The organism is Kribbella italica (genome assembly GCF_014205135.1).
Lineage (GTDB): Bacteria > Actinomycetota > Actinomycetes > Propionibacteriales > Kribbellaceae > Kribbella > Kribbella italica.
This window is the reverse complement of sequence record NZ_JACHMY010000001.1, coordinates 3138517-3157374: the sequence shown is the minus strand read 5'-3', so window position 1 is coordinate 3157374 and position 18858 is coordinate 3138517. Positions and strand designations below refer to the sequence as shown.

Annotated in this window: 19 protein-coding genes; 11 read left to right on the top strand and 8 right to left on the bottom strand. The window is 70.0% G+C overall.

The features are described from left to right. The first annotated feature begins 40 nt into the window (after positions 1–40). Positions 41–862, top strand: coding sequence for an ACT domain-containing protein (locus HDA39_RS14575; RefSeq protein ID WP_184795752.1), 822 nt, complete (start codon positions 41–43; stop codon positions 860–862). Between the two features lie 10 nt (positions 863–872). Here HDA39_RS14575 and HDA39_RS14570 read toward each other — a convergent pair whose 3' ends face one another. Continuing rightward, a complete protein-coding gene (locus tag HDA39_RS14570; protein WP_184795751.1) occupies positions 873–1298 on the bottom strand; it encodes a VOC family protein in 426 nt (141 codons plus the stop codon). An 84-nt stretch (positions 1299–1382) separates the two neighbouring features. Between HDA39_RS14570 and HDA39_RS14565 the strand changes: the two genes are divergently transcribed. Next, positions 1383–1967 carry a TetR/AcrR family transcriptional regulator gene (locus HDA39_RS14565; protein ID WP_238356056.1) on the top strand — a complete coding sequence of 195 codons (585 nt, stop codon included), beginning with the start codon at positions 1383–1385 and terminating at the stop codon, positions 1965–1967. A gap of 23 nt (positions 1968–1990) precedes the next feature. On the opposite strand, the gene HDA39_RS41840 is transcribed toward HDA39_RS14565, so the two are convergent. Then, entirely contained in the window at positions 1991–2929 is a 939-nt protein-coding gene (locus tag HDA39_RS41840; protein ID WP_202892999.1) for a GNAT family N-acetyltransferase, read from the bottom strand. A 126-nt stretch (positions 2930–3055) separates the two neighbouring features. Here HDA39_RS41840 and HDA39_RS14550 point away from each other — a divergent pair, with 126 nt between their 5' ends. After that, positions 3056–5260 carry a penicillin acylase family protein gene (locus tag HDA39_RS14550; protein WP_337925747.1) on the top strand — a complete coding sequence of 735 codons (2205 nt, stop codon included), beginning with the start codon at positions 3056–3058 and terminating at the stop codon, positions 5258–5260. Between the two features lie 3 nt (positions 5261–5263). Here HDA39_RS14550 and HDA39_RS14545 read toward each other — a convergent pair whose 3' ends face one another. Next, on the bottom strand, positions 5264–5746 hold the full coding sequence (locus HDA39_RS14545) for a CGNR zinc finger domain-containing protein (RefSeq protein WP_184795749.1): 483 nt from the start codon (positions 5744–5746) through the stop codon (positions 5264–5266). 83 nt (positions 5747–5829) lie between these two features. Here HDA39_RS14545 and HDA39_RS14540 point away from each other — a divergent pair, with 83 nt between their 5' ends. Together HDA39_RS14540 and HDA39_RS14535 are read left to right on the top strand one after the other, a co-directional pair. Beyond that, entirely contained in the window at positions 5830–6696 is an 867-nt protein-coding gene (locus HDA39_RS14540) for an alpha/beta fold hydrolase (RefSeq protein WP_184795748.1), read from the top strand. Positions 6697–6729: 33 nt separating this feature from the next. Continuing rightward, positions 6730–8088 (top strand): hypothetical protein, encoded by a 1359-nt coding sequence (locus HDA39_RS14535; RefSeq protein WP_184795747.1) that lies wholly within the window; start codon positions 6730–6732, stop codon positions 8086–8088. Here HDA39_RS14535 and HDA39_RS14530 read toward each other — a convergent pair. Both HDA39_RS14530 and HDA39_RS14525 read right to left on the bottom strand, forming a co-directional pair. Then, on the bottom strand, positions 8078–8722 hold the full coding sequence (locus HDA39_RS14530) for a response regulator transcription factor (protein WP_184795746.1): 645 nt from the start codon (positions 8720–8722) through the stop codon (positions 8078–8080). The two genes, HDA39_RS14535 and HDA39_RS14530, sit on opposite strands and share 11 nt — an antisense overlap. Continuing rightward, complete coding sequence (locus HDA39_RS14525) at positions 8707–9951, bottom strand: sensor histidine kinase (protein WP_184795745.1); 1245 nt, start codon at positions 9949–9951, stop codon at positions 8707–8709. Before HDA39_RS14525 ends, HDA39_RS14530 begins: the two co-directional genes overlap by 16 nt. 159 nt (positions 9952–10110) lie before the next feature. Between HDA39_RS14525 and HDA39_RS42340 the strand changes: the two genes are divergently transcribed. Further along, complete coding sequence (locus HDA39_RS42340) at positions 10111–10419, top strand: SidA/IucD/PvdA family monooxygenase (RefSeq protein WP_337926128.1); 309 nt, start codon at positions 10111–10113, stop codon at positions 10417–10419. Further along, positions 10355–11158, top strand: coding sequence for a SidA/IucD/PvdA family monooxygenase (locus HDA39_RS14520; RefSeq protein ID WP_337926127.1), 804 nt, complete (start codon positions 10355–10357; stop codon positions 11156–11158). Before HDA39_RS42340 ends, HDA39_RS14520 begins: the two co-directional genes overlap by 65 nt. Positions 11159–11212: 54 nt before the next feature. Here HDA39_RS14520 and HDA39_RS14515 read toward each other — a convergent pair whose 3' ends face one another. Beyond that, positions 11213–12022, bottom strand: a complete 810-nt coding sequence (locus HDA39_RS14515; protein WP_184795744.1) for a peptidoglycan recognition protein family protein — start codon at positions 12020–12022, stop codon at positions 11213–11215. Further along, positions 12022–12180 carry a hypothetical protein gene (locus HDA39_RS14510; RefSeq protein ID WP_184795743.1) on the bottom strand — a complete coding sequence of 53 codons (159 nt, stop codon included), beginning with the start codon at positions 12178–12180 and terminating at the stop codon, positions 12022–12024. The genes HDA39_RS14515 and HDA39_RS14510 overlap by 1 nt, the downstream gene beginning before the upstream one ends. Positions 12181–12400: 220 nt before the next feature. Between HDA39_RS14510 and HDA39_RS14505 the strand changes: the two genes are divergently transcribed. From HDA39_RS14505 to HDA39_RS14490, 4 genes are read left to right on the top strand one after another with little or no spacing between them, the layout of a single operon-like run. Continuing rightward, positions 12401–13837: a GuaB1 family IMP dehydrogenase-related protein gene (locus HDA39_RS14505; protein WP_184795742.1), complete on the top strand. Its 1437-nt coding sequence runs from the start codon at positions 12401–12403 to the stop codon at positions 13835–13837. Then, entirely contained in the window at positions 13834–15219 is a 1386-nt protein-coding gene (locus HDA39_RS14500) for a M14 family zinc carboxypeptidase (RefSeq protein WP_184795741.1), read from the top strand. Before HDA39_RS14505 ends, HDA39_RS14500 begins: the two co-directional genes overlap by 4 nt. Before the next feature lie 20 nt (positions 15220–15239). Continuing rightward, the gene (locus HDA39_RS14495) at positions 15240–16205 is read left to right on the top strand and encodes an iron-siderophore ABC transporter substrate-binding protein (RefSeq protein WP_184795740.1); all 966 of its coding nucleotides are present in this window, start codon (positions 15240–15242) and stop codon (positions 16203–16205) included. A 4-nt stretch (positions 16206–16209) separates the two neighbouring features. Continuing rightward, positions 16210–17217 carry a methyltransferase gene (locus HDA39_RS14490; protein WP_184795739.1) on the top strand — a complete coding sequence of 336 codons (1008 nt, stop codon included), beginning with the start codon at positions 16210–16212 and terminating at the stop codon, positions 17215–17217. Here the strand turns inward: HDA39_RS14490 and HDA39_RS14485 are convergent. Beyond that, on the bottom strand, positions 17169–18512 hold the full coding sequence (locus tag HDA39_RS14485; RefSeq protein ID WP_184795738.1) for a TIGR01777 family oxidoreductase: 1344 nt from the start codon (positions 18510–18512) through the stop codon (positions 17169–17171). The genes HDA39_RS14490 and HDA39_RS14485 overlap by 49 nt on opposite strands. Positions 18513–18858 lie beyond the last annotated feature (346 nt).

Genomic DNA, 18858 nt, shown 5'->3' with positions numbered 1-18858 from the left:
TGCAACAGGTGGGCAACGACCAGGCCGCACGCTGGGCGGCATGGAATCGTTGCGTACGACACTCACCGGCGGAGTCGCCTGTGAGGTGTGTGGACGTTTGCCGCGGCCCCGGCGGTTGCGGTTGACGCTGGCGAAGCTGGTCGCGATCGCGCCGGTGGAGCTGGTCCTTCATGCGGTGGTCCTTGCCGTTCATCCGCCGTACCTGGTGTCTGTTGCTGTGCTGGCGAGCGTGACGACCGCCTTGGTGATCTGGGTGATCGAGCCGTCCACGATGCATCTGCTGCGGAGCTGGCTGCACGCACCGAAGCCCCGCGGCGGTCCAGGGCTCGAAGCGTTGTGGCGCATCCGGGTCACCCTCGACGACCGCGCCGGTGCGCTGGAACGTCTGACGGGCCGGCTGGCGGAGCTGGACGCCAACATCCTCGGCCTCCATGTCCATCCGGTCGTGGACGGCGTACGGGACGAGTTGGTCGTGTCGGCACCCGGGGCGGTCGCGTCCGGTGACGTCCTCGACGCGGTCGAAGCAGCTGGGGGTCGTGACGCCCATGTCTGGCCGACGACGGCCTTGGCGCTGGTCGACGGGCAGACCAAGGCCTTGAGCCTGTCCGCGCGCGTGGTCGCGGACCCGACCGAGCTCCCGCACGCCGTCGCCGAGCTCCTCGGTGCCCGACCGGTGGTCGACCGCGTCGCGCTCGGCGAACGCCTTCCCAGCGGCGGCACGATCCTGAAGATCCCGTCGCCGTGGACCGGCCTGTTCGCCTTCGAGCGGCCGGGCGAGCCGTTCACCCCCGCGGAATCGGCCAGGGCTCATCGTCTTGCGGAGCTCGCAGAACTGACGGTCCTGTCGAGGGCGCAGGGATGAGGTGAAGTAGTTACTGCGTGGCGGTTTCGGTGAAGCCTTGGGCGTACTCCGGGGTCGGGGGGATCTCGGTGATGACGTCGATCAGGACGCCGCCGGGGTCGGCGACGATGAAGTGGCGTTGGCCGAAGTCCTCGCTGCGGATCGCGAGCTTGGGGTCGAGGCCCTGTTCGACGACCAGGCGCTGCCACTCGGCGTCGACGTCGGCGACCTCGAAGTTGAGAAGTAGGCCCTGGATCGGCCGGCGGTAGCCGTCGGGGATGGTCGGGTGGGTGGGGTCGAGCAGGGCGAGTTCGTACGTCGGGTCGCCGGGGCGCTTGAGGCTGACGTACCAGTCGGCCTCGAAGACGGTCTCGAACCCGAACAGCCGGGTGTAGAAGTCCTGCGACGCGCGCAGGTGCTCGGTCGCGATGACGGGGTAGAAGCTCGACAGGTGCATGCCCACTCCTCGATTGACATACCGACGGTATGTGAAAACGGTAAATGGCGTACCATCGGTATGTCAATCGAGGAGTGGGCGAGCTTGGGACTCAGAGCAGAGCAACGGGAACGCACCAGGTCGGTGCTGCTGGACGTGAGCCGACGGCTGTTCGCGGCCCGCGGGTACGCCGGGGTCGGGCTGGCCGATCTGGTCGGCGAGGCCGGCGTCACCAAGGGGGCGCTGTACCACCACTTCGAGGGAGGTAAGAGCGACCTCTTCCGGGCGGTGGTGGAGCAGGTGCACGAGGAGATCGGTACGACGGTCGCCGCGGCGGCCGATGCCGAGAGCGATCCGTGGGATCAGCTGACGGCGGGTTGTCGCGCGTTCCTCGTCGCGGCGACCGATCCCGCCGTACGGCGGATCCTGTTGATCGACGGGCCCGCTGTGCTCGGCTGGCGGGAGTGGCGTGCGATCGACGACGCGCAGTCGGCCAGTCATCTCGTCGAGTCGCTCGAGTTGCTGGTCGAGACGGGGGTCATCGCACAGCAGCCGGTCGTGCCGCTCGCCCGGCTGCTCTCCGGCGCGATGAACGAGGCCGCGCTCTGGCTCGCCGAGACCGACGATCCGGGAGCGCTGGACGACGTCACCACAGCCCTGTTCCGCCTGCTCGGCGCCCTGCGGACCTAGAGGTCCTACCCTGACCTTGGCTTTCAGAAATCGATGCGTACGACGGCCCGGCGGTTGCCGGGCCGGCTCACGACGGCGTACTCGGCGGCGATGAACATGGCGAGCGTGCCGACGGAACCGCCGTCGACGAGATCCGGATAACCCTCCACGGCGCGAGCACCGCGGTCGCGGGCGAAGCCGACGGTGGCGCGGGCCAGCGCGCGACCGATGCCTCGGCGCCGGTAGCCCGCGCGGGTGACGAAGCAGGTCACCGCCCAGACAGTGGGGTCGGTCTTGTCCTCGGTGCGGCCGAGCCAGGGGACGCGGTTGTCGCGGAGCAGCCGCGGGTGATCCGCCCGTGGAGCGACAGCGCACCAGCCGACGGGCTCGCCGTCGAGGTACGCGACCAGGCCGCTGGTCGTCTCGGCGTTGGGCTCGCCGCAGGCGGTCTGCTCGCGGAGCCGAGCGGCGAGTTCCTCGGGTCCCTCGGAGGCCCAGCTCTCCTTCGGCAGCATGCGAAACCGCTGGCACGAGCAGGCCGCCGTTGCGCCCGTCGTACCGAAGACGGCCTCGAGGTCTGCCCTGGTCGCCTGGTTGGCCGGGACGATCGTGAGCTGCTCGTCGGTGACCGGCTCCCGCGAGCCCGTCGGCCGCGGAACCCGCTTGGTCCGAGGCTGCTTCGGCTTGCGCGGCGGCGGGTCGAAGGTCAGCCGAAGCTCGACCGCGTCCCCTGCGTCCAGTCCCTCCGGCTTGCGCACCGCGTCCTTCAGTGGAAGCCAGTAGCCACCGTCCTTCGACCACAGCGACGTCGTCCACTCGGTGCTGCCGATCCGCGCCCGGATCGGGAGCATGCCCCAGCTCGTGTACCCGGCCGTGGAGGCGGCGGCTCGCAGCGCGGCGCTCTCCCGCTCGGGGAGCGGCACGAAGTAGTACGGCGCCGGCCCGCGCCACTCGACGATCTCCCCACTGAACTCCTGGTCCATGCCGCGAGCCTAGGCCAGATCCAGGACGTCTCACTTCCGGAATGTTGTATACGTCAGGTGTTGTCACGGTCACCGGCAGCACCTAGCGTGGCTGCGGTCCTGGTCCCGCAAGAGACGGAGCGACGCGTGGACGACGTACGCAACGACGGAGTCAGCCGGCGCCGGGTGCTGGGCGGCGCGGCGGTGGGAGCCGTCGCTCTCGGCCTGCCGGCCGGTACGGCGAAGGCCGGGACCGAGGGATGGCACGAGCAGGCGCGGCGGGTCCGGATCACGCGCGACGACTGGGGCGTCGGGCACGTGGTCGGGAAGACCGACGCGGACGCGGTGTTCGGCATGATGTACGCCCAGGCCGAGGACGACTTCAACCGGATCGAGAACAACTACCTGATCAGCCTCGGCCGGCTTGCCGAGGCGCAGGGGGAGAGCGCGATCTGGCAGGACTTGCGGCAGCGGCTGTTCGTCGACCACGCGTTGCTGAAGCGCGACTTCGCGCGGAGCCCGGCCTGGTTGCGGACCTTGATGCGCGCCTGGGCCGACGGGCTGAACTACTTCCTCGCGACCCACCCCGACGTCCGCCCGCGGGTGATCACCCGGTTCGAGCCGTGGATGGCCCTGAGCTTCTCCGAGGGCAGCATCGGCGGCGACATCGAGCGCGTTCCGCTCAGTCAGCTCGAGGCGTTCTACGGCCGGCGCGACGTCCCGATGACCGACGACGAGCGCGGGCTGCTGTTCAAGGAGCCCAAGGGATCGAACGGGATGGCGATCGCGCCGAGCCGCACGCGCGACGGCCGGGCGCTGCTGCTGATCAACCCGCACACGAGCTTCTTCTTCCGCGCCGAGCAGCACGTGACCAGCGGCGAGGGACTCAACGCGTACGGCGCGGCGACGTGGGGGCAGTTCTTCATCTACCAGGGCTTCAACGCGAACGCCGGCTGGATGCACACCTCCAGCGGTGTCGACAACGTCGACGAGTTCGCCGAGACGATCGTGACCGGTGCCGACGGCAACCATTCCTACCGGTACGGCGGTGCGCTGCGCCCGGTGACGACCAAGCGGATCACCCTGTCGTACCGCACCGCCGACGGGCGGACGGCGGAGCGCGGCTTCACCACGTACGCCACGCACCACGGCCCGATCGTGCGCGAGGCGGACGGCCGGTGGATCGCGTTCGCGCTGATGAACCGGCCGGTTGAGGCGTTGCAGCAGAGCTTCCTGCGGACCAAGGCCCAGAACTACCGGGAGTTCATCGAGGTCGCGGGCTTCAAGGCGAACAGCTCGAACAACACGTTGTTCGCCGACTCGCGGGGCAACACCGCGTTCCTGATGCCGCAGTTCATGCCGGTCCGCGACGACCGCTTCGACTACCGCAAGCCCGTCGACGGCAGCGATCCGGCGACCGACTGGCGGGGCGAGCACAGCCTGCGCAGCCTGCCGCAGGTGGTGAACCCGAGGAACGGCTGGGCGTTCAACTCCAACAACTGGCCGTGGACGGCGGCCGGTGCGGACAGCCCGAAGGCGGCCGACTTCCCGAAGTACTTCGACCAGGCCGGTGAGAACCCGCGCGGCCCGCAGGCGATCCGGGTGCTCAGCGCGGAACGCCACTTCACCCCGCAGAAGCTGATCGACGCGGCGTTCGACCCGTACCTCACGGCCTTCGCGCGGCTCGTACCTGGCCTGGTGGCGGCGTGGGACAAGCTGCCCGATCGCCAACCGCAGAAGACGAAACTCGCCGGACCGATCCGCCTCCTCCGTCGCTGGAATTACCGGTGGAGTGCTGACTCGACCGCGACGTCCCTGGCCGTGTTCTGGGGCGAGGCCCTGTGGGCGCCGCTGGCCCAGGCCGCCAAGGACGCCGGACTGTCGATGTGGGACTACCTCGCCGAGCGAGCGACCGACGAACAACGCCTGACCGCGCTCGAAGAAGCCCAACTACGCCTCACCCAGGACTTCGGCAGCTGGCAGGTCCCGTGGGGCCGGATCAACCGCTTCCAGCGCAACGACGGCGCGATCGTCCAGACCTTCGACGACGCCTTGCCGAGTACGCCGGTGCCGTTCACCTCGGCGCAGTGGGGTTCGCTGGCGTCGTTCGGCGCCAAACGCTACCCAGGCACGAAGCGCTACTACGGCACGAGCGGCAACAGCTTCGTCGCGGTCGTCGAGTTCGGCCCGAAGCTCCGCGCCTGGGCGGTCACCGCCGGTGGCGTCAGCGGCGATCCCGCGTCGGAACACTTCGACGACCAGGTCAAGCGCTACGCCGGTGGCAACCTCCGCCGCGTCTACTTCTACCCCGACGACCTCAAGGGCCACGTCGAAAGCACCTATCGCCCCTAGCCGTCAGGCGGTGCCGCGGGTCTTCGCCTCGTAGTGGCGGCGGGCCTTCAGGCGGTTGCCGCAGGAGGCCATCGAGCACCAGCGGGCGGTGTTCGCCTTGCTGCGGTCGATCAGGAACAGCTGGCACTCGGGGTTCTCGCAGGGGCGGAGACGGCCGGGTTTGGTTGCCTTCAGCTCGTTCCAGGCGAGGATCGCGCGGATCGCCGTACGGTGTGCCGCCGGTGCTTCGAGGGTCCACGTGACGCCGTCAGGAGTCATGGCCGGGACCTGCCGGACGTCGCGCAGGAACGGGGTCAGGGCACTCGGCGCCTCCTCACCCCGTACGACGTTCTGCAGCGCGGACCGCACCGCCACCAACGCCCGCCGGCCGTCCCGGCCCGGAGTCTCGGCCCACGCCGCCGTCTCCTTCAGCCGGTCCTGCTCGACGCCCGCCACCAGGGGCGTGCTGTTCAACAGGTCCAGCAACAGCTGCTCGTCCGTCGTCATCTTCTAACTCCCTTCGGCACGTTGACAGGTTACACGATCAGCTGTTTTCATCTAACCATCAAAACCGATTAAAGGAGTTAGTGATGACGATCGTGCACCACCGGTACCTCGAGGTCGACGGCCGGCGGCTCTTCTACCGCGAGGCCGGGCCGAAGGACGCGCCGGCGATCGTGCTGCTGCACGGGTTCCCGACCAGCTCGTACATGTTCCGCGACCTGATCCCGCGGCTGGCCGATCGGTACCGGGTGATCGCGCCGGACCTGCTCGGCTTCGGGCTGTCCGACGCGCCGACGGTCGAGGAGTTCGACTACACCTTCGACGCGCTGGCCGACCTGACCGACGGTCTGCTGCAGGCGATCGGCGTCGGCAGGTACGCGATGTACGTGCAGGACTACGGCGCCCCGATCGGCTGGCGGCTCGCGCTGAAGCGCCCCGAGTCGATCACCGCGATCGTCACCCAGAACGGCAACGGGTACGACGCGGGCTTCATCGAGGAGTTCTGGCGTCCGGTCTGGGCCTACCAGGCCGAGCAGAACGCCGAGACGGAGCCGGCTGTCCGCTCGGCGCTGACGCTGGACGGGATCAAGTGGCAGTACATCACCGGTGTCGCCGACGAGACGGTGGTCAGCCCCGACACCTGGAACCACGACTTCCAGAAGGTCGCGCGACCGGGCAACGACCTGGTCCAGCTGAAGCTGTTCCGCGACTACGCGACCAACTCTGTCCTGTACCCGAAGCTGCACGAGTTCCTGAGGGCGTCGCAGGTCCCGGTGCTGGCCGTCTGGGGCAAGAACGACCCGATCTTCGCCGCCGCCGGCGCGGAAGCCTTCGCGACCGACGTACCGGACGCGGAGATCCACCTGCTCGACGGCGGTCACTTCCTGCTGGAGAGCCACCTGGACGAGGCGAGCGAACTGATCGGGAAGTTCCTGGACCGGCGTCTACGGTGACGGGTTGACCCGTCGGCTGGGGAGAATCGCGGGATGCGGATCAGCCGGCGGGGGTTGGGGACAGTGGCGGTGGGCGTCGCCGTCGGTCTGGTCGCGGGCTGTCGCAGCACAGATCCGGGGCAGGAACGGCTGGAGTGGTTGTCGGGGCTGGACGGGGTCGAGCGGGCTGAGCTGGTGAAGGATGGCGACGACGACCTGATCCTGCTGACGCTGGTGAAGAAGTTGCCGCAGGACGACGTCAAGGCGCTGGCCGACAAGGTGAAGTGGGAGTTCCGTTCGTACGACAAGGGCTACTTCCGCAGCATCGAGGTGGACCTCGACGGCTTCCACGGGCGCTTCTACCCGTCCGCCTCGACGAAGAACGACCCCGATCTGGCGCGGGCGCTGTGGCTGCGGGAAGACGGCCGGGCGACGGCGTCGGCGTACGGCGCCTCCGGGCTGGTGATCACGGCACCGGCCCGATCGGTGGCGGCGGTGGCGCTCGGCGTCGACGGGGCGGTGCCGAGCGAGGATGGTCGGCGTACGCATCGCGTGGAGTCCTCGGACCGGTTGGTCGTCGTCGAATGGACGAACAGCGTGAACCTCGGCTTCCGGCTCGATCGTCGAGCCACGCAGGAGTTCGCCGACCTGCAGGCGCGGTACGCCGGGCTCACCGGGTGGATCGAGGGTCCCGAGCACCGCGCCGGGATCTACTTCGCTGCGTCGGACCTCACGCTCGACGTGCTGCTGGCCGCGCCGCCGAAGGCCGAGGTGTTCGGGAAGCTGGAGCTCGGCTGGGGACTGGTCCGGGCGCCGCACACTGTTTTCGCCACAGCCTTCACCCCGCAGGTCCGCGCGCTCACGGCAGAGCTGGCGAAGGTCCCGGGCGTCACCAGCCTCGACATCCGCGACGACGAGGGCGAACCGGACCCTGCGTCGGTCACGGTCAAGGATCGCGCCGGGTACGTCGCTGCGGTGACCACGCTGCGCAGGCTGTGGGACTCGTACCTCCCGATCCAGCTGATCAGAGAGCCGTCCCCGTACGTCGGCCGCACGCGGGAACCGGTCTTCCGGACCTCCGCCTACGATCAGGACCGCGAGTTCCGGATCCACGCGGCGCTCGCCGACCTGGCCGGCCTGGTCCGGGTCCAGATCGGACCCGAGGCCGCGAACCTGACCATCCTCCCGGACATCTCCGACCCGGAGCTGACCGCGGCACTACGGGCGATGGCACAGCTCGCCGCGACCCACACCATCCGCCTGTACGCGAGCTACGGCGCGGACGAGACCCGGCTGACGCAGCTCGGCAAGATCGTCAACCGCAAGTACAGCGGCGTGAATCCGGTGCCGCCCGCGGTCGGCCCGGCGCTGATCTCCCGCCTGACCACCACCTGGGCCCTGGTCAGTCGTTGAGATAAGCCAGTACGGCGAGCACCCGGCGGTTGCTGGAGTTGTCCTCGGCGAGGCCGAGCTTGGCGAACAGCGCCGTGGTGTGCTTGCTGATCGCGCCCTCGCTGAGGAACAGGAGTTGCCCGATCGCCTGGTTGGACAGGCCTTCGGCCATCAGGCCGAGTACGTCGCGCTCGCGCTCGGTCAACGCGCCGAGCCTGCGGGTCGACGGGCCGCCGGCGAGCAGCTTGGCGATCACGGCCGGGTCCATCGCCGTGCCTCCGGTCGCGACGCGTTCGAGGGCGTCGATGAACTGGTCGGCCTCGAAGACGCTCTCCTTGAGCAGGTAGCCGATGCCGCCGGTGCCGTCGGCAAGGAGTTCGCGGGCGTAGAGCTGCTCGACGTGCTGGGACAGGATGAGGACGGGCAGCCCGGGGATCTCGCGGCGGGCGGCGAGTGCGGCGCGCAGGCCTTCGTCGGACTGCGTCGGAGGCATGCGTACGTCGATCACGGCGACGTCCGGTCGCAGGGTGAGCAGTGCTTCGAGGGTCTCCGGTCCGGTGGCCGCGGTGGCGACGACCTGGTGACCGTACGCCTCGACGAGGCGGACCAGGCCGTCGCGCAGCAGGTACAGGTCTTCGGCTACGAGGATTCGCATGGCACCGTCATCGTCACACGGGTCGGTCCGCCGGCCGGGCTGGTCGTCGTGATGGTGCCGTCGAAGGCGGCGAGCCGGCGCTGCAGTCCTTCGAGCCCACCACCCGGCCGGACGGCGGCGCCGCCACGGCCGTTGTCCTCGACAACGATGCCGAGGGCACCGGCGCTGCGCACGATCGAGATCGACGCGCTGGTCGCCGAGGCGTGCCGGATCGCGTTGGTGACCAGCTCGACGATCGCGAAGTAGACCGCGGACTCGATCGGTGGGTCCAGCGTCAGTGGCTCGGCATCGACGGTGATCTCGAGCGGACTGTCCAGCGCGAAGGCGCGCACGGCGTCGGCGAGTCCCCGTTCGTTCAGCACGGGCGGATTGATGCCTCGGACCAGTTCCCGCAGTTCGGTCAGCGAGGTCGCGGCGCCGGTCCGGGCTTCCTGCAGCAAGGCTTTGGCCTGCCGGGGATCTGTGTCCATCAACTTCTCCGCGGTCGCCAGGGAGAGGCCGAGGGCCACCAGCCGCGCCTGGGCTCCGTCGTGCAGGTCGCGCTCGATCCGCCGGATCTCGGCAGCCTGCGCGATCGTCGTGTCCGCGCGCTGAGCGGTCAGCTCGGACACCCGCTCGGTCAGCGAGGTCACGGCCGGCGGCCGCAGGAACCGTACGGCGACCGGCTCGAGCAGCCTCCATCCGTACGGCGAACTGCCGATCCCGACGAGCAGACCGGCGCCGCCGGCGACGTACGACGAGGTCGCGAACCCCAACGCCGCAAGGGCGATCCCCACGAGCGGAATCATCGAGGCGACACCCGCCGTGAGCGCCACGATCTCCACGAACCGCAGGTCGCGCCAGGTTGCCGGATCGCGCAGCTTGTGCCGCCACTCCTGCTCCTCGCGCGCCTGCTTCGCGGTCTTCGCGTAGGTGTACCCGTTCCACCAGAAGCCGGTCGACAGTTGCGTGACCGGCGGCGGCTCCCGGTAGCCGGGCGGGACGACCGTGCCGGTCCACCGCGTGACGAGGGCTCGCACCCAGCGGCACACCGGTCGCGACAGCCCGAGCGTCCCGACGCCCGCCACCACGAAGAGCGGGATCCAGGTCCAGGGGTCCTCGACCCACAGGACGGCGAGCACGACAGCGGCCGCCCACAGTGCCGGCACGAGCATCGTCACCGCCGTCACCGCGCACGCCCGCCAGAACCCGACGCCGGCACCGGCCACCCATCGCATCATCGTTTCCATGCTCCCACCGTGCACCCCGCGGCGCCCGGAACAGGGCGGCTCGGACCAGAAGTGGGTCCAGGCCCACCGACTCGTGGGGCCAGGCCTGTCAGCAGCCGGTGGTTAGGTAGCCTCGCCTAATACGACGCCGATGCTGGCTCCCTTCGACCGAGGGCGGCCATCGCGGCCCAAGAGCTGGGGGCCGCGCCGCGCCGGGTCTTCCTGGAGCGCCAGCGCGGGTTCGGCTGGCACCGGGGGATGCTGATCGAGGACGCGACGATGCAGGTCTCGTTCCTCAAGGACCTGGTGACGCTGCGCAATCCGGCCAGCGAGTTCACCTTCCTGACCTACCTGCACAGCAAGGGCCGGCTGGTCGACTTCATCAACCACAAGACGCTGTTCCCGCCGGAACGTCGTCCTCGGCATCGGGCTCAGCCCGTACCTGCCGGACGGCATCAGCGGGTCCGACCGCGTCTGGCACAACCGTGACCTGCTCAACCGGGTCGGCGAACTCCAGGGGGGTCGCCCGCGACGCTTCGTGGTCGTCGGCGCCGGTCAGAGCGCCGCCGAGGTGACCGCGTTCCTGCACGAGAGCTTCCCGGAGTCCGAGGTCTGCGCGGTGTTCTCGCGGTACGGGTACAGCCCGGCCGACGACAGCCCGTTCGCCAACCGTGTCTTCGACCCCAACGCGGTGGACGAGTTCTACTCCGCGCCGGAGGACGTCCGCGCGATGGTGCTCGGCTACCACAGCAACACCAACTACTCCGTCGTCGACTCCGAGCTGATCAACGACCTGTACGCCAAGCTCTACCGCGAGCAGGTCCTGAACCGGCAGCGCCTGCGGTTCTTCAACGTCTCCCGTGTCGTCGACCTGACCGTGTCCGAGGACAGTGCGACCGTCACGATCGAGTCGCTCAGCACCGGCGAGAAGACCCGCCTGGACGCCGACGTCGTCGTCTACTGCACCGGCTACCGCCCGGCCGACCCGGCGACACTGCTCGGCCCGCTGGCCGAGCACTGCCGTCGCGACCCGTCCGGCCGCGTCCGGATCGGCCGCGACCACCGGGTGGTCACCACGCCGGAGGTGCGCGCCGGGATCTACCTGCAGGGCGGCGGCACCGAGCACAGCCACGGGCTCAGCGCGTCACTGCTGTCGACGACCGCCGTACGGGCCGGAGAGATTCTCGAATCGCTCACCAGAGGTGTGGTGCTCGCCGCCGAGAACTGAGAAGGCGCGTCACCCACAAGGGGTGACGCGCCTCATCTGCTGCTGGAAGAGGCTCTAGCAGTTGGGAATGCCGGGCAGCTGGGCGGCCGGGTGGTCGATGTAGATGTTGCTGATGTAGCCGCCCTGGTCGCGCAGGCGGGACCACCAGTTGTTGGTGGTGCCCTCGGCGGTGACCGTGTCGCCCTGCTTCTGGCACTGGACGAAGACCTGGGTCGGACCGGCCAGAGTGGCAACGATCGGCGCGCTCAGGCGGGCGTCCGCCCGGACACGGACGCCGGTGCCGTACGTGCTGAAGTTGTACGTCGGGGGAGGCGTGCCACCGAGGATCGCGGCGACCTCGCTGCGCATCGTGTCGAGGTTGACGCCGTACGGGTCGATCTTGCCCGTCGTACTGGTCTCGCGGTGGCCGCGGGCGTACGACGCGTCCTTGCCGAGCTGGCGCAGGACGGCGGCGGTCGCCTTGAGCGAGGCCTGGTACTGCGCCGGGCTCATCGTCTGGCTGACCCCGTTGTAGTCGATCTCCCAGCCGATCAGCATCGTGTTGCCGTCGCCGGCCGGGATCGGGCCGCTGACCCGCGCGGTACCGGCGTGGTTGCAGCGGCCGGCCGAGATGATGTGGAAGACGCCGTTGTAGTCGACCAGCGCCTGAGCCAGCGGGCCCGCCAGGTCGGGGCGGCCGTTGATGACGATGTTGAGCGCCGGGTGCGGGTTGCTCGGGCTCGTGGTGGACGACGCGGTGTGGTGCCAGAGCACGCCGATCGGGTTGAACGATCCCGGGCGCATCCGGCCTTGCCAGTTACCTTCTTCGATGACCTGGACACCGGCTGCCCGCAGCACGTCGGCCAGCCAGGGAATGGTGGCCATCAGCGGGCCTGCAGCAGGTCGGCGACGCACTCGATCACGTGCGGCTGGTTGCCGGCGGCGGTCGCGGCGCGGGGGGCGAGGGTCGCGGCGGCGACAACGGCCGGTACGCCGAGCAGTAGACGGCGGCGGGCGACCAGGTGGGGGCGGGTGTTCCTCATGGAACTCTCCTTCAGGGCGGACTGGGGAGGAGTTGTTAGTAAAGCGGTTGGGCAGTGAGTTTCCAAGACCTTCAGCACTGATGAAAACTTCTCACGCTTCGTGTTGAGGGGTCCGTCCACTGTGTGAGTGCCTTTGGTCTCCGATCGCCCGCTGACCGGAACAGGTCACGTAGCCTCGGGTCCTGAACATGTCCGGGCGAGGGTTTGTGAGGTGGTCGGCATGCGCTTCATCCAGGGACCGGTACCAGGGCAGGACCTGACGTTCAACGACGTCTTCCTGGTCCCGAACCGGTCGGCGGTGGCCTCGCGGCTGGACGTCGACCTGTCGACGAACGACGGCAGCGGGACGTCGATCCCGATCGTCGCGGCGAACATGACCGCGGTCTCCGGCCGCCGGATGGCCGAGACGATCGCGCGCTGCGGGGGACTGGCCGTGATCCCGCAGGACACTCCCGTCCAGGTGGTCACCGAGGTCGTCTCCTGGATCAAGGAACGCCACACCATCTACGACACCCCGCTGGTGATGACGCCGACCGACACCGTCGGCGAGGCGCTGAACCTGCTGCCCAAGCGCGGCCATGGCGCCGTGATCGTGATCGACCAGGGCCGGGCCGTCGGCGTGGTCACCGACGCCGACTGCCACGGCGTCGACCGGTTCACCCAGCTCGAGAACGTGATGTCGCGCGAGCTGCTCACCCTCCCGGCCGGGATCGACGCCGAGGCCGCCTTCGACCAGCTGTACGACGGACGCCACCGGCTGGCCCCGGTCGTCGACGGCGACGGGCGGATCGTCGGCATCCTGACCCGCCAGCGGGCGGTCCGGGCGACCCTGTACGAGCCGGCGCTCGACGCCGCCGGCCGGCTGCGCGTCGCCGCCGCGATCGGGATCAACGGCGACGCCGAGCAGAAGGCGAAGGCGCTGCTCGACGCCGGCATCGACGTCCTGGTGATCGACACCGCGCACGGTCACCAGGAGCGCATGCTCGACGTACTGCGGACCGTGCGGGCGCTCGATCCGCAGGTGCCGGTGGTCGCCGGGAACGTGGTCACCGCCGAGGGGGTGTCGGACCTGGTCGAGGCCGGGGCCGACATCGTGAAGGTCGGGGTCGGGCCGGGCGCGATGTGCACGACCCGGATGCAGACGGCGGTCGGGCGGCCGCAGTTCTCCGCCGTACTGGACTGTGCCGCGCGGGCGCGTGAGCTCGGGAAGCACGTGTGGGCCGACGGCGGCGTCCGGCACCCGCGCGACGTCGCGCTCGCACTGGCCGCGGGGGCGTCGAGCGTGATGATCGGGTCGTGGTTCGCCGGGACGTACGAGTCACCGGGGGACCCGCACCACGACAGCGACGGGCGGATCTACAAGGAGAGCTTCGGGATGGCGTCCGCACGGGCGGTCGCGTCCCGGACCGCCGACGACACACCGTTCCAGCGGGCCCGGAAGAGCTTCTTCGGCGAGGGGATCTCGACCGCCCGGATGTACCTCGATCCGGAGCGCCCGAGCGTCGAGGACCTGCTCGACTCGATCGTGTCGGGCGTCCGCAGCTCCTGCACGTACGTCGGCGCGGGCACGCTGGAGGAGTTCCACCAGCGCGCTGTCGTCGGCATCCAGACCGCCTCGGGGTACGCCGAGGGTAAGCCGCTCGACAAGAGCTGGTGACGGCCCGCGTGCTGAGCCCCTGGCTGGAAGCCGAACTGCGCACCGTCCCCGAGATCGAGGTCTTCAGCACCGTCGACGAGCTCGCCGAGGACCTGGCCGACCTGGCCCGCCGCCACCCCGACGTCGCCACGCTCCGACGGGTCGGTACGTCGCGACTCGGTGAGCCGCTGACCGCACTGACCGTCGGCGACGCCGAGGCCGACGCGCTGGTCTTCGGGCTGCCACATCCCAACGAACCGATCGGTGGGCTGAGCGCGATCCACCTCGCGCGCCGGCTGTGCGAGGACAGCGCTCTGCGGGACCGGCTCGGGCTGCGCTGGCACATCATCGCCTGCATCGACCCGGACGGCCTGCGGCTGAACGAGGGCTGGCTCAAGGGGCCGTTCACGCGGGAGCACTACGCGCGCAACTTCTACCGCCCGGCCGGTGACGAGCAGGTCGAGTGGACCTTCCCGCTCGACTACAAGTCGGCGTACTTCGATGCCGCGCTGCCCGAGACGACCGCGATCATGCGGCTGATCGACCAGACCCGCCCGGCGCTGATGGGCTCGCTGCACAACAGCGAGGTCGGCGGCGTCTACTACTACCTGTCCCGCCCGGAGCCGGCGCTGCACGAGGTGCTGCAGGCGATCCCGGCCGCGCTCGGGCTGAGCCTCGACCGGGGTGAGCCGGAGTCGCCTTCGATGCAGCGGTTCGCCGACGGGATCTTCCGGATGCCGGACCTCGAGACGCTGTACGACTACTCCGAGCAGCACGGTCACGAGCTGCCGGCGTCGTTCGGCGGCAACAGCAGTGCGTCGTACGCGCGGCCGTACGAGACGCTGACCGTGCTCAGCGAGCTGCCGTACTGGGACGACCCGCGGATCGCCGACGACTCGGCCTCGACCGTCTCGTACGCCGCGGCGCTGCGCGAGCAGGCGGCCGGGTTCCGGGAGCTGTTCGGGTGGCTGGACGGGGTGATGTCGGCGACCGAGGCCGACCTGACGCCGACGTCGGCGTACGTGCGCGCGAGCCGGTTCTACACCCGGCTGCTGGAGCCCTGGCCGGAGCGGATGGAGGAGCGCGCGGCCGAGCCCGGATCGTTGCGGCCGGCCACTGTCGCGGAGGTCGTGTCGTTGCGGGGATCGGTGCACATGTTCCGGCTGCGGTACGCCGGGATGCTGCTGCGGGCCCTCGACGCGGAAGTTGCTCTGGGCAACGTGACCCGGGCGGTCCGGGAGCAGCGGGCGCGGCTGGCCGCGCAGTACGACGCGTGGGTGGCCGAGGACGGGGCGGTGACGCCCGCGCGGGTGCTGCCGATCCGGGCGCTGGTCGCGAACCAGTACGGCGCGTTGCTGGCGGCGGCGGATCATCTGGCGACCCACCGAGGCGCAGGCAGTTAGGGCAGCCTATCCTTGGTTCCATGCGCAGACTCGTTGCTTTCGTGCTGGTTGCCGTCGTCGGTGGGTCCTTGGTGGCGTGCGGGAGTGATTCCGGCGGCGCGACCGGTGGCGGAGCGCCGTACGCGAAGGTGGCGACGAAGTTCGGGGAGGTCTCGATCCCGGCGGAGCCGAAGCGGGTGGTGGCGCTGGGCTGGGGCGACGCGGAGACCGCGCTGGCGCTCGGGGTGCAGCCGGTCGGGGCGAGCGACTGGCTCGCCTTCGGCGGGGAGGGTGTCGGGGTCTGGGCCAAGGGCAAGTACCAGCAGGCGCCGCAGCTGATCGGGACGCTGGAGCCGGAGTACGAGAAGGTCGCGGCGCTGACGCCGGATCTGATCCTGGACACGAAGTCGAGCGGGGACCAGGACCGGTACGACACGCTGAAGGAGATCGCGCCGACGGTCGGCATCCCGACCGGTGGTGAGTCGTACAAGGTCTCCTGGGAGCAGCAGACCGAGATGGTCGCCGCGGCGCTCGGCAAGGTGGAGCAGGGCAAGGAGTTGATTGCCGCGACCAAGCAGAAGTTCGAGCGGGCCGTTGCCGCGAACCCGGAGTTCGCGGGCAAGACGATCACGCTCGGCGCGAAGACCGGTGAGGGCTACGGCGCGTACGTCAGCGGGACCGGGCGGGTGAACTTCGTCGAGCGGCTGGGGTTCAGGAACAACCCGACGATCCAGGCGAAGGCGACGGAGAAGTTCTCCGTGCCGGTCTCGCGGGAGAACCTCGACCAGCTGAACGCGGACCTGGTCGTGATGGCGCCGATCGGGGTCAAGGCGCAGGACATCACCGGCGATGCGCTGTTCCAGGCGGTGCCGTCGGTGAAGGCCGGCCACTCGGTGGTGTTCGACGACAAGACGATCAGCTCGGCCTTCGCGACCGACTCGGTGCTGTCCACCAGCTACGCGCTGGACAAGGTGGTTCCGCTCTTCGCGGCGGCTCTGAAAGGCTGACCGGATGACACGGACGCCGGAGGAAGTCGCCCAGGCCTTGCAGGAGCTGCACCGGACGGCGGATCTCACGACGCCGTACGCACTGCGGGCTGCGGTGACGCTCGATCTGGCGTCGCGGGTCGCCGGAGGACCACTTGGAGCCCCGGAGCTGGCGGGGGCCGTGGGCGCTCAGGTCGCCGGGGTCCGCAAGTTGGTCCGGCTGCTGGCTCGGGACGGGTACTTCACCCTGGACGACGACCAAGTCGGCCTGGGACCGCGCGGGTGGTTGCTGCTCGAGGACGCGACGCGGGCCCGGCTCGATCACGGCCGGGGATACGCACGGGTGGACGACGCGTGGCCGGGGCTGGTCGAGGCGATCCGGACCGGCGGATCGGGGTACGAGGCGGCGCGCGGCAAGTCGTTCTACGCCGAGCTGGGCGACGACGAGCAGCTGGTGGCGTCGTTCGACGGGCAGTTGGCGGAGTGGTCCGGGCACTGGACCGGGCGGCTGGTCGAGGCGCTGGGGCTCAGCGACGAGCACGTCGTCGATGTGGGTGGCGGGACCGGCGCACTGCTCGGTGCCGTCCTGCTGGCGTATCCCGAGACTCGGGGGACGCTGGTCGAGCTGCCGTCGACGGCTGAACGCGCCGGACGTTCCTTCGCCGAGCAGGGGCTGAGCGACCGGGTCGCGATCGCCACGCAGAGCTTCTTCGAGCCGCTACCCGCGGGAGCCGATCTCTACCTGATCGCCCAGGTGCTGCACAACTGGCCCGACGGCGAGACGGTGGCCATCCTCGAGCGTCTGTCGCAGGCCGCCGGAGACGCGCCGATCGTGATCGTCGAACGGCTGACCGGCGGCGCGGAGAACGACGCCGACCTGGCCTCCGACCTGTTGATGTACGCCGTGTTCGGCGTCGGCGAGCGGTCGGCGGCGGAATTCGCGGCGCTGGCCGGGGAGGCCGGGCTCGACCTGGTCGGCACCCGTCAGGTGCTCGGAGCGCTGTCCACGCTGGAGTTGCGGCCGAGCAGATGACGCAGGGCCGGCTCTAGCTCCGGGTAGCGGAACGTGTGGCCGAGCTGGTCCAGTACGGCGGGGACGACGCGCTGGGACGCCTCGGCGAGCTCCTTCGCGCCTTCGGGGCCGAGCAGGACGCGCGGGCCGAACGACGGGACGCGGAGCAGCGCCGGGCGGTGGACGACGCGCGCCAGCGTGGCCGTGTAGTCGCGGTTGCGGACCGGGTTGGGACCGACGCCGTTGACCGGACCGGACAGCTGGTCGTCGTACAGGGCGCGGTGGTAGATGTCGAGCAGGTCGTCGAGGCCGATCCACGGTTGCCATTGGTTGCCACTGGCAAGCGGTCCGCCGAGCCCGACGGCGAACATCGGGTACTGGAGGCGGAGGATGCCGCCGGCCGGAGTCTGGACCAGGCCGGTGCGGAGGTTGACCACGCGGACGCCGCCGTCGCGGGCCGGGTCGGTGGCGCGCTCCCAGTTCTCGACCAGCTCGGCGAGGAAGCCGGTGCCGCGCTCGCTGTGCTCGGTAAGGAGCTCGTCGCCGCGGTCGGCGCCGTACCAGCCGATCGCCGAGGCACAGACGAAGACGCGCGGGTCACTGGCCGCGGCGAGTGTCGCGAGCGCGGTGGTCGGGCCGATCCGGGACTCGACGATCGCGTTCCGGTGGGCGTCGGTGAACCGGCCGGCGATCGACGCGCCGGCGAGGTGAACGACGGCGTCGACACCCTGCAGCAGGTCGTCGGCGGGATGGTCGGGGTTCCACCGGCGGTCGGACGGGCTGGAGGGTTCGCCGCGGACGAGCTTGATGACCGTGTGGCCCGCCGTCCCGAGCAGGGCGACCAGGGCGCGGCCGATGGTGCCGTGGGTGCCGGTCACCGCGACGGTCAGTGGATCGCCCTGCGCGCGGCGCCGGGCGGCCAGGTCGTCGGCGAGCTGCTGGTGCCGGTAGACGAGCATCGAGCGGAGCAGGAAACCGGGCACGTTGCTGTCGACCTGGTCGGTGACCCGGGTCTGGTCGTTGCCGACAGCATCGAACTGGTGGGTGTGCCGCCAGTTCACCGCCCAGCGCAACGGGGCCGAGGTGAGCTCGTCGACGAAGTGGTCCGGCGGCACCGACTCGCTGTGCTGCGCGACCCAGTCGATCCCGAACGGGAATCCGAGCACCGCGCGGCCGGCGCCGAGGTCGTCGGTCTCCTGCTTGATCCGGACCGGCATCCACGGGGGCGTCAGCCGCTCGATCGCGCCCGGGCGCTCGTGCCAGGCGAACACCTCGTCACGTGGTGCCGGAACGATGCTGCTGAGGCTCAGACCCACCGGTGTCTCCTCCGCTCGTTGTCCTGGCGTCCAGCATCCCACGCGCCGGTTGTGCATAAGTTTCGGAGCGAGGGCGCGGCCGGCGCGCGTGGCCGGCCGCGCTTCCTTCGGGAGCTGAAGAAATAGGAAGCGTTTGCGCAAACGGTTCCGGATGTCTCGGTGATGTTGCGGTCACTTTGCGTATGGGTCTCCGGGCGGGTCACCGGAAATCGTTGTCTGCCGCGTGAAACCAGGAATAAAGGGTGACTAGGCAACTACTTTACGCTCAGATGAGCTGTCTGGAACCGATGAGAGCGGGCACATGTCCCGGCGGCGGAGTGAATCGCCCGCCACCGTCCATCAGTCC

Excerpts from the sequence above, each read along its gene's own strand:
- HDA39_RS14575 (WP_184795752.1), top strand. The coding sequence starts at position 41 with ATGGAATCGTTGCGTACGACACTCACCGGCGGAGTCGCCTGTGAGGTG.
- HDA39_RS14570 (WP_184795751.1), bottom strand. The coding sequence starts at position 1,298 with ATGCACCTGTCGAGCTTCTACCCCGTCATCGCGACCGAGCACCTGCGC.
- HDA39_RS41840 (WP_202892999.1), bottom strand. The coding sequence starts at position 2,929 with ATGGACCAGGAGTTCAGTGGGGAGATCGTCGAGTGGCGCGGGCCGGCG.
- HDA39_RS14545 (WP_184795749.1), bottom strand. The coding sequence starts at position 5,746 with ATGACGACGGACGAGCAGCTGTTGCTGGACCTGTTGAACAGCACGCCC.
- HDA39_RS14540 (WP_184795748.1), top strand. The coding sequence starts at position 5,830 with ATGACGATCGTGCACCACCGGTACCTCGAGGTCGACGGCCGGCGGCTC.
- HDA39_RS14535 (WP_184795747.1), top strand. The coding sequence starts at position 6,730 with ATGCGGATCAGCCGGCGGGGGTTGGGGACAGTGGCGGTGGGCGTCGCC.
- HDA39_RS14530 (WP_184795746.1), bottom strand. The coding sequence starts at position 8,722 with ATGCGAATCCTCGTAGCCGAAGACCTGTACCTGCTGCGCGACGGCCTG.
- HDA39_RS14525 (WP_184795745.1), bottom strand. The coding sequence starts at position 9,951 with ATGGAAACGATGATGCGATGGGTGGCCGGTGCCGGCGTCGGGTTCTGG.
- HDA39_RS14515 (WP_184795744.1), bottom strand. The coding sequence starts at position 12,022 with ATGGCCACCATTCCCTGGCTGGCCGACGTGCTGCGGGCAGCCGGTGTC.
- HDA39_RS14510 (WP_184795743.1), bottom strand. The coding sequence starts at position 12,180 with ATGAGGAACACCCGCCCCCACCTGGTCGCCCGCCGCCGTCTACTGCTC.
- HDA39_RS14505 (WP_184795742.1), top strand. The coding sequence starts at position 12,401 with ATGCGCTTCATCCAGGGACCGGTACCAGGGCAGGACCTGACGTTCAAC.
- HDA39_RS14495 (WP_184795740.1), top strand. The coding sequence starts at position 15,240 with ATGCGCAGACTCGTTGCTTTCGTGCTGGTTGCCGTCGTCGGTGGGTCC.
- HDA39_RS14490 (WP_184795739.1), top strand. The coding sequence starts at position 16,210 with ATGACACGGACGCCGGAGGAAGTCGCCCAGGCCTTGCAGGAGCTGCAC.